This is a genomic window from Plantactinospora alkalitolerans, from assembly GCF_015690345.1.
GTDB lineage: Bacteria > Actinomycetota > Actinomycetes > Mycobacteriales > Micromonosporaceae > Plantactinospora > Plantactinospora alkalitolerans.
On the sequence record NZ_JADPUN010000093.1, the window covers coordinates 1 to 15,727 of the forward strand.

The window sequence follows — 15,727 nt, forward strand, 5'->3', positions numbered from 1 at the left end:
GTCGCGGGGGCTGGGCCGTCGTACGCCTGGGCCATGAGATCCGGTCTTCCCTTCGTCGCCATGGTCACGCCGCCCTCGACGCGGCGTTGCGCTGGCTCTCGTGCCAGTGCAACAACCGCCGCTCGATCGCGGTGAAGACCGCCGTCACGACAACACCGAGGATGCCGGTCACGATGATGAACGAGTACATCGCCGGAAGCTGGCTCGGGCCGGCGTTCTCCGCGGTCAGGACGCTCAGCCCCAGCCCCGCCGAGCCGCCGATCAGCTCCGCGATCACCGCGAGAATGAGCCCCACCGCCGCGGCGACCCGAACCCCGGTCGCCAGGAACGGCGCGGCGCTGGGCAGCGTCACCATCGCGAACCGGCGTACACCGCGTACCTGCATGACCGTGGCGGTGTCCCGGATCACCGGGTCGACCGCCCGTGCTCCGTAGATGGCCTGGATCGTCAACGGCCAGAAGACCCCGAACGCGACAAGGAAGATCTTCATCTCCGGAGTCGGGCCGAACACGACGACCGCCAGCGGCAGGATCGCGATCACCGGTACGGTCTTGAGGAACTCGATCACCGGGATGACGCTGCGGTAGGCGAACCGGTTGAGCCCCAGCAGGGTACCCGTGGCGATCGCGAGCGAACCCCCGATCAGCAGGCCGAGCGCCCAGCCGCGCAGGGTCTGTCCGACCGCGAGCCACAGGTCGGACGAGCCGAGCTGGCGCCCCAGCTCGGTCATCGTGCCGACCATCGTCGGGAACGAGTCGGTGGGCAGCGCACCGGTCGTGGTCAGCAGTTGCCACGTACCGAGTGCGGCGGCGAAGACGGCCAGCTTCGTCAGCAGCCGGAACCACCTGGCGTCCAACACATCCATTCTGGAGACCTCCTCTCCCCCGGGCTCAGCGTGGCCCCGGCCCGGGGAACCCGGACACGTCGACGTAGTCGGCCACCGCCTGCAACTCGGTGCACGCGTCCAGCGAGTACATCCCGTGCCCGCGACCGATCCCGCTGCCCTTGAAACCGCCGAACGGCATCGACATGTCGGATGCGCCCAGCCGGTGCACGTTGAGGAACACGCTCCCGCACTCCAACCGCCGGGCGAGAGCCAGCGCGTGTTCCCGGTCCTCGCTCCAGATCGATGCGCTCAGACCGAACTCGGTGTCGTTGGCGAGCGCGATCGCCTGCTCGTCGGTCTGGTACGGCAGCACCGGCACGACCGGGCCGAATTGCTCGCAGCCGACGATCTCGGCGCCCGGTTCGACGTCGGTGACCACCGACGGCAGGAGGAACAGGCCACGGTCCCAGCCCACCGGGTCGAGCTTCGTACCGACGGTGTGCACGGTCGCGCCGGCCGTCCGGGTCCGATCGAGCAACCCCTGGATACGTTCGAACTGCGGCCGGTTGTTCACCGGACCTATCGTGGTCCGCGGGTCGAGGCCGTCACCGACGACGATGCGGTCGACGGCAGCGACGTACTGCTCGACGAAGTCGGCGTAGTGCGACTCGTGCACGTAGATCCGCTTCACGTCGAAGCAGATCTGGCCGCTGAGCGTGAACACGGCGCGCACCAGCTCGTCGACGAGCCGCTCGTCGATCCGGGCGCTCGCCAGCACGATCGCCGGGTCGTTACCGCCGAGTTCGAGGCTCAGGTTCTTCAGGTTGCCGGCGGCGGCTCGCATCACCTGCTGCCCGGTCGCGGTGCTTCCGGTGAAGAAGACCTTGCGGACCCGGGGATGCGCGACGAGGGCCGAGCCCGCCTCGGCGCCGCCCGGGACGGTGTTGACCACTCCGGGCGGCAGGTGCGCGGCGAGTACCTCCAGGATCCGGCCGAGCGCGAGCGGGGCGTACTCGGATGGTTTGACGACGACCGTGTTGCCGGCGAGCAGCGCCGGCGCCAGGCCGAGGAAGGCGAGGTAGACCGGGCTGTTCCAGGGAACGATGATCCCGGTGACGCCCACCGGCCGCCGGCCGACGTAGATGGTGCCGCGTTCGTCCTGGCGAAACACCTCGTCGGCGGCGAGCCGGTCGGCCAGGCCGGTGTAGTACCGCAGGATCTTCGCGGCCCCACCGACGTCGATGACCGACTCCCAGCGGACCTTGCCCTGTTCGCGGGTGAGCAGGGTGGCCAGGTCCTCGACGTGGCCGGCGAGTTCGTCGGCCGCCGCCAGCAGGAACGCGGCCCGCTCCTGCACCGGCATAGAGGACCAGGCGCGGAAGGCGGCCGACGCCGCGGCGACGGCCTGCTCGACGTGCTCCGCGGTGCCGACGGCGACCTCGCCGACGACCTCGTCGGTGCGGGCCGGGTTGTAGACCGGCTGGAATTCCGACGCCAACGCCTCACCGGCGACGACGACGCTCGCGCGGGCCGTGCTGACCAGCTGACTCATGGGGATGCCCTCCGCTGCGGGGTCACGATCGGGACGGTTCAGCCCTGAGGAGTCCAGACGACGTCCTCGGGGTTGACCTTCTTCTTGATGGCGCCCTGCTGCTCCATCACGTTCTGGATGTCGCCGATAGAGGCCACGTTGAGCTCGGGGAGGTAGTTGGTGGGCAGGATCTGCTTCTGCGCCTCCTCCGGCGACAACTTCAGGTACTTCTCCAGCGTCTTCTTGATCTCGGCCTCGTTGTTCTTGCCGAACTCGATCGCCTCGATCATCGCGTCGCGGAACTTCTTCGCGACGTCCGGGTTCTCCTTGAGGTACCTGTCCGTGGCGCCGTAGCAGTAGATCGTGCCGCCGGGCCACAGGTCCGAGCTCGGGTGGGCGAGGGCCTTCGCGCCCGCCGCCAGGGCCGTCTCCAGGTACGGCGAGGTGATCACCGCGCCGTCCACCCGGCCGTCGGCGAGCGCCTGCGGCATCTGCGGGAACGGGATGGCGACCCATTCGATATTGGTCGCGCCGGCCTCCTCGGCGAGTTTCTTGGCGCCGATCAGGTTGATGCTGGAGAGCTGGACGACGGCGACCTTCCTGCCGGTGAGGGCCTTGATATCGGTGATGCCGCTCTTGGGAGAGGCGACCAGGGCGCTGGCGTCGCGCTCCTTGCTGATCTGGCCGTCGACCGGCGTCACGCACTTGACCGCGGTGCCCTCGGCGTTGACGTTCAGCAGTACCGGGGTGGTGACGAAGCCGAACTGCTGCTGGCCGCTGACCATTGCCGCGACGATCGGCGTGGGTGCGGCCGCCGAGACGGTGCTGACCTTCAGTCCGTGCTTCTCGAAGATGCCACCTTCGATCGCGTGGAAGAGGACGGCGTTGGGCGTGAAGGGCACGATGCCGACCTTGACGCTGGTGAGGCCGTCGGCGTCCTTGCCGGCCGGATCACCGCCGCAGCCGGTGGCGAGTACGGCTGTCATCGCCGCGGCGATGACAGCGATCGCAGTCTTTCGCATCTTGAGCCTCCGGTGGGAGTTGACAGTGCTGGTGGTGGGGGGTGGAGTGGTGGCGGGGATGGCTCGTCGTCGTGCCTGCCACTTCGGCGACGGCGTGGCCGGCCCTGTCCGCTGTCGGGATCAATCACCAGTTCGACGTACCGTAAGCAGGGGCTATGGCAACTGTCCAGCCTGTGGAACTCTTTGCCCGTAGGATTCCTCGTCACGGAATTCAACGTCGGACATTGTTGATCATTTCACCTGTATCCGCATCTCGCCGAGCCGACTGATCGACGTGTCGAGTACGTCCCCGGACACGATCGGCCCGACGCCGGGTGGCGCGCCGGTGAAGATGACGTCTCCGGGCAGCAGCGTCATGACCGACGAGGCATAGGAGACGATGGCCGGAACCGAGGTGATCAGGGCAGACGTGTTCACCTTCTGCCGTAGCCGCCCGGAGCACGTCAACTCGATGTCGAAGTCCGCCGGATCGCCGGCCTCGTCACTGGTGGTGATCCACGGTCCGACCGGGCTGAACGTGTCGTAGCTCTTACGGCGGGAGCGGTCGCCGTCGCTTCGTACCGTGATGTCCAGCCCGATCGCGTAACCGAAGACGTGCTCGAGCGCCGTGGACTCCGGGATGTCCCTGCCCCCCGGCCCGATGACGACGACCAGTTCGGACTCGTGGTGAACCTCGTGCCCGGCCTCGACCACGTCGCGCGGCAGCACGATGTCGTCGGACGGGCCGACCAGCGACGACGGCGACTTCAGGAACACGTCGAAGTCCATCATCCACTGCTCGACCCGGCCGAGCGTACGCTCCTGGACGTCGTGCATCTCCGCGACGTGCTCGGCATAGTTCGACGCCGCCGCCACCAGCTTCGACGGATTGAGCACGGGGGCGCGCAGCCGCACCCGGTCCAGCGGCACCGGCGCGCCATCCTGGGCGGCGGCCCGCAGCCGGTCACGGACCTCGGCGAAGTTGCCGCACAGCCGCCGCCACCAGCCGGCCGTCACCGGATCCGGGTCATGCGCCCAGGGCAGGGCGTGGGTGACGTCCACGACGCCGCCGTCCACCACGGCCCCGAGCCGCGACTCATCGAAGATCACGAACTTCATTGGCTGCTCCTCCGGTACGGGTGCGTCTTGGCGATCACGGCAGTTGGTCGGGCGCGAACACCCGGTGCACGTCCTGGGGGCCGTCGAGTACCTGCTCGCGGTAGAGGTTCAAGGCACGCAGCACGGGCGCGTCGCCGAGACTGAACAGATCCGCGGTCTCCCCCGCCAGATGCTCGACCGCGGACCAGGACGGAGCGACGAACACGTCTCCGGCAGACCAGTCCAACCGCACGCCGTCGATGACCGAACTGCCACTGCCCCGGTACACCACGAAGATCGTGTTTCCGGTGCGCCGGACCGCCTCGGTACGCCGGCCCGGCAGTATGCGGTGCATGCCGCAGCTCAGCGTCGGCAGCACGCTCGCGCCGGTGCTCGGGTTCACGAACTCCAGGCTGACCATCGCGGTGTCGCGGGCCGCGCCGAGCCGGGTCAGCTCCGCGTCCGTGTCCGCCCAGCGGTAGACCAGCAGCGGCGAGTGCCCGGGGTCGAGCGCGGTGGTGACGGCGCCTTCGACATGCCGCTGCCCCGTACCGGCGAACCGCGCCTCGGACAGGTTGTGCTCGGCACTGTCCGGCTGCCGGTCCCGCGGGTACGGCTCGAAGAAGATCGCGTCCAGCGCCTCCACCATCGGCAGGTCGAGCCCGTCGAACCAGAGCATCCGGGAGCTGCCGTTGCTGGTGTGCTCGTGCCAGTTCCAGCCCGGGGTGAGCACCAGGTCCCCCGGGTTCATGTCGCACGCGTCGCCGTTGACCGTGGTCCAGACGCCGCTACCCTCCAGCACGAACCGGATGGCGCCGGGCGAGTGCCGGTGCGCCGGCGCGGTCTCTCCCGGGCCCAGGCACTGGATGGCTCCCCACAGCGTGCCCGCCGCATACGGCAGGCCACCCAGCCCGGGATTACCGAAGCTCAGCACCCGCCGCTCACCGCCCCGCTCGACCGGCACCAGGCGCAGCGCGCGCTCGGCGAGCGGGGTGAGCGTGCTGGCCGGCCACAGCCACGGCACCGACCGTGGCTGTGGGGTGGCCGTCAGCAACTGCTTGGTGATCGTCCACAGCGGGTGGAGGTGGACGGCCGACAGGTCGGCGTAGAGCGCGGCCAGCTCCTGCTCGACGGTCGGGGAATCGGAAATTGACTGCTCAACGGTCATGGCGCTCTTCTCCCTCGGTTCATCGCTGCTGCTGTCCGGTCGTCGCCGGGTCACGACCCACGGTGGCCGGTTGCCGGCGCCCCGGCCGGCAGCCCCACGCGTGCCCGACCGTCCCCGCCGGGCGGCTTCCCGATACCGAACTCGTGCACGGACTCGAGCAGCGACGCCCGCCGGCACCAGGCGCGGGCCCGGTCGACATCACCGGCGATGGCGCGCATCTCGGCGTGCTGCGCCTGCCGCTTGGCCTCGTCCCGCTCGTTGAGCCGCTCGGTGTTGCGGCGGGTGTCGGCCTGCACGTACTCGACGGCGACCCGGCGGCGCACCTCGGCGAAGAGGTCCAGCTCCGCGTCCGGGTCGGCGCCGTGCCGCAGGATCCGGACCAGGCGGCGGGTCAGGTCCATCGCGTCGTGGATCCCGCTGTTGAGGCCGACCCCGCCGAGCGGGCTGTTGATGTGTGCCGCGTCGCCGATCAGCAGGCAGTTGCCCTGCCGGAACGTGGACGCCACCCGCTGGTGCACGTTGTAGAGCTGAAAGTCCTCGATCGGGTACCCCGGGGCGTACGGGGCGATGCCCTGCAGGTGCGACTGGATCTCGTCGAGGTCGACGGCCTGTTCCCGGGTCTGCCCGGACGGGACCGGATAGACGGCGCGCCACGATTCGGGGGTACGGAGGAGGAACAGCCATTCCTCCGGGTCGGCGATGTAGTTGACGTCGGCGATGTCCGGCAGCAGCTCGCGGATGTCCACCGGCGTGCTCGCGATGAGGAAGCGCTCGGGATAGGTGAAGCCGTCGAAGTCGATGCCGAGCAGACTGCGGACCGTGCTACTGGCTCCGTCCGCGCCGATCAGGTACGCGCAGCGCAGCCGCTCCACCCCATCGGCGGTTTCGACGGTCAGCGTCACGCTGTCCTCGGCCGGCTCGACCGCGACTGCCCGGCAGCCGAACCGGACGTCGGCGCTGGGCAGGTCCTCGAGCACTCCGGCCAGCATCCGCACCAGATGCTGCTGGTTGAGCTGCAGCCGGTACGGGTACGACGTCTCGTCGCGCAGCAGTCCGAAGTCGAACTCGGCGACCAGCCCGGCGCGGCGGTCCCGGAACTGGTACCGGGGGACGGCCAGCCCTTCGGCATGCATCCGGTCGACGACCCCGAGCTCCCGCAGCAGTTCCAGAGTCGGCGGGTGGAAGGTCGAGGCGCGCCAGTCCGTCTTCGCCACCGGCTCCGCCTCGACGACCACGACCGGGATGTTCTGCCGCGCGAGGGCCACGGCCGCGGTCATTCCGACCGGGCCACCGCCGACGATGGCCAGGGGGAGCTGATTTCCTCCAGGCGACACAATCATGCCGCTACCCTAGACACGGCTTCCACATGGAGGAAGAGTTTGGTTTATTCTTCCTCCATGTCGAATCCCCCGGCGACCCATCGCGGCGATTCCGGCCGCTCGGCCACCGACACCACGCCCCCAACTCCGCGAACGAACGACGCCGGACTGTCATCGGTCGACAACGCGCTGCGTCTGCTGCAGCTCATCGGCGAGCGCCGCGTGCTGCGGGTCGCCGAAGCGGCCGAGGACCTGGGCGTCGCCCGGTCCACGGCACACCGCCTGCTGTCGGCCCTGCGCGTACGGGGCTTCGTCATGCAGGACAAACCGAACGGCGTCTACCGGCCCGGCTCCGCGTTGAACGAGATCGGGCTGGCCGCGATCGGACGCATCGACATCCGGCGCGTCGCCCGGCCGATCATCGAGCAGCTGCGCGAGGAGACCCAGGAGACCGTCTCGCTGCTCCTTCTGGAGGGCCAGAACGTCCGGTTCATGGACTGCGTCGAAAGTCCCCGATCGGTCCGGGTCGGCAGCCGCACCGGACTGATGCTGCCCGCCCACTGCACCGCCGGTGGCAAGGCGATCCTCGCCGCGCTGCCCCGGACCGAACTTCTCCGGCGGTACCCGGACGGCACGCTGGAGAGCCGTACCGAATCGTCGATCCAGACCTGGGAGCAGTTGGAGGCGGAACTCGCCACCGTCCGAGAGATCGGGTACGCGGTCAACATCGAGGAGGGCGAGAATGGCATCAGCGCCGTCGGCACCGCCGTACGCGACCTGATCGGGGCCCCGCTCGCCGCGCTGGCCATCGCGATACCGACCAGCCGGATGCCGACCGCCGACGGAGCCGGACAGTTCGCGCCCGCGCTCGCTCAGGCCCAGGCCACGGTCACCGAACTGCTGCGCGCCGAGCTGTGAGTCGCCGCCGGGCCGGCGCCATGTGCGGTGGCCAGGGACCGCTGTCCCGCCGGCACCTCGCCGTGCTGCCCGCGGCCCTGCTCGCCATCGGGCTGGTCACCGCCGTCATCAGCAGCCTCGGCGCGCAACTGGTCCCGACCGTCGCGCGCGCCTACGGCGTCTCGGTCAGCACCGCCCAGTGGTCGCTGACCGTGGCGCTGCTCGCCGGATCGGTCGCCACCCCCGCGATGGGGCGCCTCGGCGACGGGCCGCGCCGCCGCCAGGTCATCCTCGGCTGCCTCGGGCTCTCCCTCACCGGCGGCGTGCTCACCGCCGCGTCGGCGAGCCTCGTCCCACTCCTCGCCGGGCGTACCCTGCAGGGTGTCGGCCTCGGGATGGTCCCGCTGGTCATCGCCGTCGCCCGGGAACACCTGCCGGCCGGCCGGGCCAGCTCCACGATCGCCGCGCTGTCGGTGGTCACCGTCTCCGGTGTCGGCGTCGGCTACCCGATCACCGGCCTGATCGCCGACAACCTGGGCCTACGCGCGGCGTTCTGGTTCGGTGCCGGCATCAGCGCCGCTGTCCTCGCCCTCGCCTGGCTGGTCATCCCGGCCCGCTCGGCCGCCCCGCGTCGCCGGTTCGACCTGCTCGGCGCCGCCGCACTCAGCGCCGCGCTGGCGGCGCTGCTGATCGGGCTAAGCCAGGGCGAGCAGTGGGGCTGGTCGTCCCCGCCGGTGGTCGGACTGCTGGCCGGATCCGGGATCCTGTTCGCGCTCTGGGTGATCCGCGAACTGCGCTGCCCGTACCCGATCGTCGACCTACGCCTGATGCGCGACCGGACGGTGCTGACCGCCGACCTCACCGTCCTGTTCACCGGGGTCGGCATCTACCTGCTGATGTCACTGGTCATCAGGTTCGTGCAGACACCGCCGGCCGCCGGGTACGGCTTCGGCGCATCGGTGGTGGTCGCAGGGCTCGTCCTGACGCCCTTCTCCGCCGGCAGCGTGCTGGGCAACCGGATCACGCCGCCGCTGCACGGGCGGGTCGGCGCGGTCGGGGCGATCACCATCGGGACGGTGCTGTTCAGCGCGGCGATGGCACTGCTCGCGCTGCGCCGCGACCAGTTGTGGCAGCCGTTCGCCAGCATGGGCCTGGCCGGAATCAGCGTAGGCATCACCTTCGCCGCGGTCCTCGGGCTCATCGTCGACGCCGTACCGGCCGCGGAGACCGGCAGCGCGACAAGCTTCAACCAGGTGCTCCGCAGCATCGGGTACTCGATCGGCAGCGCGTTGAGCGCGGTGATCCTCGACGCGCACACCGGCCGGGGACAGTCACTGCCGACCGACGAGGGGTACACGGTCGCGTTCACCGTCGGCGTCGGCGTGTGCGTGCTGGCGGCGCTGCTCAGCCTCATCCCGGTCGTCGGGCGGAGAAAGCCCGAAGCCATCCGGTCACGACACGGACCCGTGGCCGCCGCCGGAAAGCGCCGGAACGAGAACGTCCCCGGACGGCGCGAGCACGAGGACGTTCCCGGACGGCGCGAGCACGAGGCCGCCGCTGGACAGCGCCGGCGTTCAGCCGAGCCGGACGGTGACGCGTGACCGCTTGCCGTCGACGACCGGGGCGCCGTCCGGCAGCTCGGCGCTGACCGCCAGCACCGCGGTCCGGGCCTGCTCGTCAACCTCGACGACGTGTCCGCCGAACGAGACGAGCGCCCCGACCGGGCAGGGCGCGCGCAGGCTCACCGAGGTCGAGACGATCCGGTCGTCGCCACCCACCCAGTCGCCGACGACCCGCAGCAGCACCGCGATGTTCAGCATCCCGTGCACGATCACGCCGGACGTCGGGCTCGCCGTCGCGGCGTACCCACTGTCCCAGTGCAGCCGGTTGAAGTCGCCGCTCGCGCCGGCGTACCGGATCAGGTCGAGCTGCTCGATCCGCTGCTCGTGGCGTCGCATCGCAGCACCGGTCACCAGCTTCTGGTCCGCGCTCACTTGGCATCCTCCTCGACGACGGCCGCCGCGTTCAGGTAGACGATCGTCTGCCGGCTGGTCACCACCGGGGCGCCCGAGGCAGCGTCCACGCATTCGATCGCGAGGGTGAGGTACGTGTGCCGGCCCCGATCGACGATGTCCACGACGTACGGGCTGCAGTCCACGACGTCGCCGCTGGCGACCCGCCGGTGGAAGTCGTAGTCCTGTCCGGCGTGGACGACCGGACCCGACCCGCCCAGCTCGGCGTCCTCGCGGAGCAGCCGCGCGCCGTACATCACCGTGAAACAGGCGGCGAACATGTTCGGAGCGACCAGTGCGGCACCTGGCACGTCATTGAGCCGGTAGCCGGTCGCCGCGGCGTATTCCTCGATTTTGACCCGGCTCACCTCGTAGCGGTAGCCCGCATACCGGTGACCGACTCTGCCGTTATTGATCACGCATTGTCCCTTCCTACCGTGTTGGTCAGATGTGCGGACGCGGGGGCCGGCCGCGCGGTTGCTGCCCGGTCCGGGCGAGCAGCCGTTCGCCGAGTTCGGTTTCCAGGTCGCGCCGAAGTCCGTACCTCGCGGCGAAGGTTGCGCCGCGCTTGAGCCAGACGTGCAGCGGGTGCTCCCAGGTGAAGCCGATGCCGCCATGCGTCTGCAGGCAGTGCCGGTCGGCCTCGGCAAAGGCCCGCCTGGCCGCCACGCTCGCGCAGGTGATCGCGACCGGAGCGGCCGGATCACCCTCCGCCACGTCGCAGGCGGCGCCCCACACCGCGCTGCGCGCGAACTCCAGCTCGACGTACGAGTCGGCCAGCCGGTGGCGCACCGCCTGGAATGCGCCGATCGGCCGGCCGAACTGCTCGCGCAGCCTCGCGTACGAGATGCTCTGCTCCAGCAGTCCGCCCGCGACTCCCACGAGGTAGGCCGCGGCACCGAGCCGGCCGCGATCGAGCACCCGCAGCCCGTCCGTCAGGGGCAGCGGCTGCGCCGCCGAGCCGCCCCCGTCCGGGCCGCGCGCGATCCGGAAGGACCGCTCCAGCCTGTCCTGTGTGGACACCCGTAGCGTCGCACCGAGCCGGTCGGCGGCACACAACAGGTCGGATCCGTCGGCCGGCACCACGACATACGACGCGACATCGAGGTCCGGGCCGCGCAGCGTCGCGTCGACCGCGGCCGCGACCCGGTCACCGTGCAGCGTCGCGGCCAGCGCCGGCGCCCACTCCTGGCCGAGCGCGGCCAGAGCGGGCGCCGCGATCCAACTCGTCTCGACGACCGGGCCGGGCAGCAGTGCCCGGCCGGCCTGTTCGGTCAGCACCACGAGGTCGGGTACGGACAGCCCGAGCCCGCCGGCCCCCTCGGGCACCGCCGCACCGAGCAGGCCCGTTCCGGCCAGCTCCGTCCAGCGACCACGGTCGAAGTCGCCCTCCGGGCCGGCGTCCACCCGCTCGTCGCGGTCCGGCCGGAAGAACATCCCTGCGGCGGAGGCGGCAAGTTCGCGCTGCTCGGCGGAGGGCGCGCGCAGCCGAACCTGCTCTGCCGTCAACACCGGGGCAACCCGAGAATTCGATCGGCCACGACATTGCGCTGGATCTCTGCCGTGCCGCCGTAGATCGACCCCGCCCGGGAGTGCCAGTAGTCGAGGAACTCGGGTGCCCGCTCGGCGAGCCGTTCGTCACCGAACAACTCGACACCGAGCTGCACGATGTCGGCGTCGAGCCGGGCAGCGAAGAGCTTCACCAGGCTCGACTCCGCGCCCACCGGCTCGCCGGCCAGGCGCGCCCCGACCCGCCGACACGTGTACGCCTGGAAGGCGGACAGCCGGGCGTACAGGTCACCGAGGTCGCGAACCGTGCCGGGCGAACCACCGGCCTCGACGATGTCGCCGACGAGCGCGTCGAGCCGACGCCGGGTGCGTACCGGGGCACCGGCGTCCGGCCCGCGTTCGAAGGACAGCAGTGTCATCGCGACATCCCAGCCCTCGTCCCGTGGCCCGACCAGGTTCCCGGCCGGCACCGCCACCGAGTCGAAGAAGACCTCGGCGAAGCCGGTCTGCCCGTGCGCCTGCCGCACCGGGCGCACCCGAACGCCGGCACCACGCATGTCGATCACCAGGCAGCTGAGGCCCCGGTGCCGCCCGCCCGGCTCCCCGGTACGGGCGAGCGTGAACATCCGGTCGCCGAACCGCCCGTACGTGGTCCAGGTCTTCTGGCCGTCCACTACGAACCGGTCGCCGTCCCACCGGGCTCGGGTCCGCACCCCGGCCAGGTCACTGCCGGCGTCCGGTTCGGAGAACCCCTGGCACCAGATGTGGTCGGCGCGGAGCATCCCGGGCAGCCACCTCCGGCGCTGCTCGGCCGAGCCGTAGCGGATCAGCGTCGGGCCGAGGAAACGCTGCGCCGGGCGGGTGATCCGCACCGGAGCGCCGGCGAGTTCGTACTCCTCGGCGAAGATCGCCTCGTGCAGCACGTCGCCACCACGCCCGCCGTACTCGGTCGGCCAGGAGATCCCGCTGTAGCCGGCGTCGTACAACCGCCGTTCCCAGTCGCGATGCGCCCCGAACCCGTCGTCGGTGTCCGGGTCCGGTAGATCACCGGCCGGTACGTTTCCGGCCAGCCACGCCCGCACCTGCCGGCGGAACTCCTCGTGGTCGGTCACGACGGGCTCCCGGTGCCGGACAGTCTCCACTTGGCCACCTTGCCGGTGGCCGTCCTGGGCAGGTCAGTCACGAAGTGGACAACCCGCGGCTTCTTGAACGACGCGACCTGGCTCGCGGTGAAGTCGCGCAGCTCGTCGGCGGTGATCCCCGGCCCGTACGCCGGTTCGGTGACGATCCAGGCGACGACGCGCTCACCGAACCGCTCGTCCGGCTCCCCGGTGACGGCGGCGTCCCGCACCGCGGGGTGCCGCCGTAGCACGCCCTCCACCTCCTGGGCGGCGATGTTGAAGCCACCGGAGAGGATCATGTCCTTGCTCCGGCCGGTCACCGCCAGCCAGCCGTCCTCGTCGATCCGCCCGATGTCGCCGGTGTGGAACCACCCGTCCGCGTCGACGAACGCGGCGCCGGCCGCGTGCCCGATGTATCCGCCGCCGACGGCGAAGCTGCCGGGCGGTCCGGAGCGAACCAGGATCTGGCCCTCGCCGACCGGTTCGGCGGCTCCCGTCGGCCCGAGCACCGCAATCTCGACGCCCGGCAGCGACCGTCCCGACGAGGTCGGCCGGCGGATGAACTCACTGGGCGGCAGCGCGGTGGCCAGTCCGGTCTCGGTCGACGCGAAGAAGGTCCACAGGTCGGTGTCCGGAAGCATCCGCGCCACCGTTTCGCGCAGCTCGGCGCTCATCGCCTCGCCGGTGACGCTGAAGACGCGAAGGGAGGCGAGCCGGTCGCCGACCGTACCGGACATGGCGATGTCGCGGGCGATCGTCGGGACCATGCCGGTGACCGTGGCCCGGTACCGCCGCACGGCGTCGACGAACGTGCCCGGACGGGCATCGGCGCACAGCACCGTCCGGCAGCCCGTGAGGATCCCGCCGAGCAGCCGGACCTGGCCGACCCGGTGCGCCAGCGGGGTCGTGATGAGGACGGTGTCCGCCGCCGTCAGGCCCAACAGGATCGACGGTCCGAGCCAGGTGCCCAACGCCTGGTTCGCCTGCGTCAGCCGTACCCCCTTCGGCAGCGCGGTGGTCCCGGAGGTGTAGAGCACCGAGGACTCCACGTTGGGTGGGCGCCGCGCCGCGGTCGCCGAGCCGTCCAGCGCCCGCTCGTAGTCCGGTCCGACCGGAAGGACATCGACGTCGCCGCGCAACTCGGCCAGCACGTCGCCGCGATGCGCGGCCCGGTCCGACACCAGCAACTCGATGCCGGCGTCCTCGATGATGTGCCGGATCTCCTGGCCCTGGTACCGCTCGTTCACCGGCACCACCCCGATACCGGCGAGTTGCCCGGCGAGGAACGTTTCCGCCCACTCCCGCCGGTTCGACACGTAGATGCCGACCCGGCCGCTCCCGACCACCGCGCCGAGATGGCCGGCGAGCGCCTCGACGCGGCGGAACAGCTGCTCGTACGACTGCTCGCCGGCCTCGTCGACGAGCGCCGTCGACCGGGGGTGCCGGCGCGCCATCCAGCCGAACTGCTCGGCGACGGTCCAGGTGAAGGGCGCGGCGTTCATCGCCTAGACCGTCCGTCCACCGTCGATGGACAGAATGCTTCCGGTCATGTAGTCCGAGTCGGACGAGGCGAGGTAGACCACGCTGGGCGCGATGTCCTCGGGGGATGCCCACCGGCGCAGCGGGATCATGCTGAGGAACCGCTCTTCGAGTTTCGGGTCCTCGCGTACCTTCGCCGACATCGCCGTCGCCGCGATCGGCAGCAGCGCGTTGGCGGTGATCCCGTACCGGGCCAGCTCGACCGCGGCCGTCTTGACCAGCGCGATGACTCCGCCCTTGGCCGCCGCGTAGTTGCCGCCGCCGACCTGTCCGCGCACGCCGGCCGGGGAGGTGACGCCGATGAACTTGCCGCGTTTGGCCTCGATCCAGTGCGGAAGTACCGCCTTGAGACAGATGAAGGCGCCGGTCAGGTTCACCGAGACGACCCGCTCGAAGGACTCCAGCGTCATGTCCTTGAGCATCGCCGGGGCGACGACTCCGGCGGAGTGGAACAGTACGTCGACGCCGCCGGCCCAGTCCCGGGTTCCGTCGACGGCGGCTGTCATCTCGTCGGGCGAGGTGATGTCGGCCCGCCAGGCGCGCGCCTCGCCGCCAGCACCGGTGATCTCCCCGGCAACCTCGTCGGCGAGCTTTCCGTCGATGTCGAGCACGGCGACCCGTGCGCCCTCCGCAGCCATGGCGATCGCGCCGGCCCGGCCGATCCCGCTGCCGCCTCCGGTCACCATAACGGTCACGTTGTCCAAACGGCCCATGTGGTCCTCACTATCTGCGCTTGAGCTTCTGCTCGGGTCTGCTGGTGGCTGCGGTGGCGGAAGTCGGTCGCGGGAACTCAGTCCTGCCCGGCGGTGCTGTTCGCGCCGCCGAGCACCCGCAGGGCGTTGCCCCTGAGCACCTTGCGCGTCACGTCCTCGTCGAAGCCGAGCCCGGCGAAGTCGTCCAGCCACCGCTGCGGGGTGATCAACGGGTAGTCGCTGCCGAACATCACCTTGTCGGTCAGCAGCCGCTTCACGTACGTGACGAGCTTCGGTTCGAAGTACTTCGGCGACCACCCGGACAGGTCGATGTACACGTTCTGCTTGTGCAGGGCGACCGCCAGCCCTTCGTCCTGCCACGGCACCGACGGGTGCGCCATGATGATGGTCAGGTCGGGGAAGTCGGCGGCGACGTCGTCGAGCAGCATCGGGTTGGAGTACTTCAGCCGGATGCCGCCCCCGCCGCGCATCTTCGCCCCGATACCCGTCTGTCCGGTGTGGAACACGACCGGCAGCCCGGCCGACTCGATCAGCTCGTACAGCGGGTAGAACCGGGTGTCGTTCGGCTCGAAACCCTGGGTCGAGGGGTGGAACTTGAAGCCCTTGACGCCGTAGTGCTCGATGAGCCGGCGGGCGGACCGCCGGGCGACCTCGCCCCGCCACGGGTCCACGCTGCCGAACGGGATCATCACATCGGCATGCTCGGCGGCGAGTTCGGCGATCTCCTCGCTCGCCACCGGTTTGCGGCCCGTCGTGCTCTCGCTGTCGACCGCGAACACCACGCACGAGATGTCGATGCGCCGGTAGTAGTCGGCGATGGCGCCGACGGTGGTCTGCGCGTCGCTGCCGAAGTACGACGCGGCCGCCTGCTGGAACGACCGGCTGGCCGCGTCCCGCCCTGCTTCGCCGGTGCCTTCCGTCACGTGCACGTGCATGTCGATGGCGGATCGTGCGGCAAACCGGCGGGGGCCGTCGCCTTCAGAGATCACCCTG

At 70.6% G+C, this 15,727-nt stretch carries 15 protein-coding genes; 2 read left to right on the forward strand and 13 right to left on the reverse strand.

The genetic code is table 11. The features are described 5' to 3' along the window. Positions 1-64: 64 nt before the first annotated feature. From I0C86_RS07485 to I0C86_RS07510, 6 genes are all read right to left on the reverse strand, one after another. Positions 65-865 (reverse strand): ABC transporter permease, encoded by an 801-nt coding sequence (locus tag I0C86_RS07485; RefSeq protein ID WP_196200477.1) that lies wholly within the window; start codon positions 863-865, stop codon positions 65-67. 25 nt (positions 866-890) lie between these two features. Next, positions 891-2,378: an aldehyde dehydrogenase family protein gene (locus tag I0C86_RS07490; protein ID WP_196200478.1), complete on the reverse strand. Its 1,488-nt coding sequence runs from the start codon at positions 2,376-2,378 to the stop codon at positions 891-893. A 38-nt stretch (positions 2,379-2,416) separates the two neighbouring features. After that, a complete protein-coding gene (locus tag I0C86_RS07495; protein WP_196200479.1) occupies positions 2,417-3,379 on the reverse strand; it encodes an ABC transporter substrate-binding protein in 963 nt (320 codons plus the stop codon). A 231-nt stretch (positions 3,380-3,610) separates the two neighbouring features. Then, positions 3,611-4,477, reverse strand: coding sequence for a fumarylacetoacetate hydrolase family protein (locus I0C86_RS07500; RefSeq protein WP_196200480.1), 867 nt, complete (start codon positions 4,475-4,477; stop codon positions 3,611-3,613). Between the two features lie 34 nt (positions 4,478-4,511). Further along, entirely contained in the window at positions 4,512-5,624 is a 1,113-nt protein-coding gene (locus I0C86_RS07505) for a cupin domain-containing protein (protein ID WP_196200481.1), read from the reverse strand. Between the two features lie 50 nt (positions 5,625-5,674). Then, positions 5,675-6,964 carry an FAD-dependent oxidoreductase gene (locus tag I0C86_RS07510; RefSeq protein WP_196200482.1) on the reverse strand — a complete coding sequence of 430 codons (1,290 nt, stop codon included), beginning with the start codon at positions 6,962-6,964 and terminating at the stop codon, positions 5,675-5,677. A gap of 57 nt (positions 6,965-7,021) precedes the next feature. Here I0C86_RS07510 and I0C86_RS07515 point away from each other — a divergent pair, with 57 nt between their 5' ends. Both I0C86_RS07515 and I0C86_RS07520 read left to right on the forward strand, forming a co-directional pair. After that, on the forward strand, positions 7,022-7,861 hold the full coding sequence (locus I0C86_RS07515; RefSeq protein WP_196200483.1) for an IclR family transcriptional regulator: 840 nt from the start codon (positions 7,022-7,024) through the stop codon (positions 7,859-7,861). Further along, positions 7,858-9,441, forward strand: a complete 1,584-nt coding sequence (locus I0C86_RS07520) for an MFS transporter (protein ID WP_323373514.1) — start codon at positions 7,858-7,860, stop codon at positions 9,439-9,441. The genes I0C86_RS07515 and I0C86_RS07520 overlap by 4 nt, the downstream gene beginning before the upstream one ends. Here the strand turns inward: I0C86_RS07520 and I0C86_RS07525 are convergent. The 7 genes from I0C86_RS07525 to I0C86_RS07555 all read right to left on the reverse strand — a co-directional run bounded on the left by I0C86_RS07525 (position 9,415) and on the right by I0C86_RS07555 (position 15,723). Further along, on the reverse strand, positions 9,415-9,834 hold the full coding sequence (locus I0C86_RS07525; protein ID WP_196200484.1) for a MaoC family dehydratase: 420 nt from the start codon (positions 9,832-9,834) through the stop codon (positions 9,415-9,417). The two genes, I0C86_RS07520 and I0C86_RS07525, sit on opposite strands and share 27 nt — an antisense overlap. Beyond that, on the reverse strand, positions 9,831-10,271 hold the full coding sequence (locus tag I0C86_RS07530) for an FAS1-like dehydratase domain-containing protein (RefSeq protein ID WP_323373515.1): 441 nt from the start codon (positions 10,269-10,271) through the stop codon (positions 9,831-9,833). The genes I0C86_RS07525 and I0C86_RS07530 overlap by 4 nt, the downstream gene beginning before the upstream one ends. A 25-nt stretch (positions 10,272-10,296) precedes the next feature. After that, complete coding sequence (locus I0C86_RS07535; protein ID WP_196200486.1) at positions 10,297-11,364, reverse strand: acyl-CoA dehydrogenase family protein; 1,068 nt, start codon at positions 11,362-11,364, stop codon at positions 10,297-10,299. Beyond that, entirely contained in the window at positions 11,358-12,473 is a 1,116-nt protein-coding gene (locus tag I0C86_RS07540; protein WP_196200487.1) for an acyl-CoA dehydrogenase family protein, read from the reverse strand. Before I0C86_RS07540 ends, I0C86_RS07535 begins: the two co-directional genes overlap by 7 nt. Then, a complete protein-coding gene (locus I0C86_RS07545; RefSeq protein WP_196200488.1) occupies positions 12,470-13,984 on the reverse strand; it encodes a class I adenylate-forming enzyme family protein in 1,515 nt (504 codons plus the stop codon). Before I0C86_RS07545 ends, I0C86_RS07540 begins: the two co-directional genes overlap by 4 nt. A gap of 3 nt (positions 13,985-13,987) precedes the next feature. Further along, the gene (locus tag I0C86_RS07550) at positions 13,988-14,734 is read right to left on the reverse strand and encodes an SDR family NAD(P)-dependent oxidoreductase (protein WP_196200489.1); all 747 of its coding nucleotides are present in this window, start codon (positions 14,732-14,734) and stop codon (positions 13,988-13,990) included. 77 nt (positions 14,735-14,811) lie between these two features. Further along, positions 14,812-15,723: an amidohydrolase family protein gene (locus I0C86_RS07555; protein ID WP_323373516.1), complete on the reverse strand. Its 912-nt coding sequence runs from the start codon at positions 15,721-15,723 to the stop codon at positions 14,812-14,814. Positions 15,724-15,727 lie beyond the last annotated feature (4 nt).